The 412-nt window shown below is 65.0% G+C and carries 1 protein-coding gene and 1 pseudogene; both read left to right on the top strand.

What is annotated here, in order from left to right:
• Positions 1-282: pseudogene (locus tag A3764_RS21795) on the top strand (glutamine--fructose-6-phosphate transaminase (isomerizing)); the annotation flags it as partial.
• On the top strand, positions 279-412 hold a 134-nt coding region (locus A3764_RS26285; protein ID WP_150122396.1), incomplete at its 3' end, for a DNA alkylation repair protein. The pseudogene A3764_RS21795 and the gene A3764_RS26285, both read left to right, overlap by 4 nt.

Here is a 412-nt window from a genome sequence, read left to right as displayed (position 1 = left end):
GTGGTCATGGCGCCGCGGGACGGACTTTTCGACAAGACGGTCAGCAACATGCAGGAAGTGATGGCCCGCAAGGGCAAGGTGATCCTGATTTCCGACCGCAAAGGGCTGGACGAAGCTGGCGACGGTGTCTGGTCCAGCATCGAGATGCCCTCCTGCCCCGACATGCTCGCCCCCATTCTTTACGCGGTCCCGGCGCAACTGCTGGCCTATCACACCGCCGTCGCGAAAGGCACGGATGTGGACCAGCCGCGCAATCTGGCGAAATCGGTCACGGTGGAATGACCCCGGAGGAGGCGCTTGCCGATCTCGCGGCGGGCGCCGACCCCGAACGCGCCGCAAGCATGCGCCGCTATCACAAGGCCGAGCGGACCTATCTGGGCCTGTCCAACCCGCAGATCGACGACTGCGCGAA

Source organism: Sulfitobacter sp. HI0129, from assembly GCF_001635395.1.
GTDB lineage: Bacteria > Pseudomonadota > Alphaproteobacteria > Rhodobacterales > Rhodobacteraceae > Sulfitobacter.
Note: the sequence above shows the minus strand (reverse complement) of the source record. Positions and strands in the feature narration are given on the sequence as shown.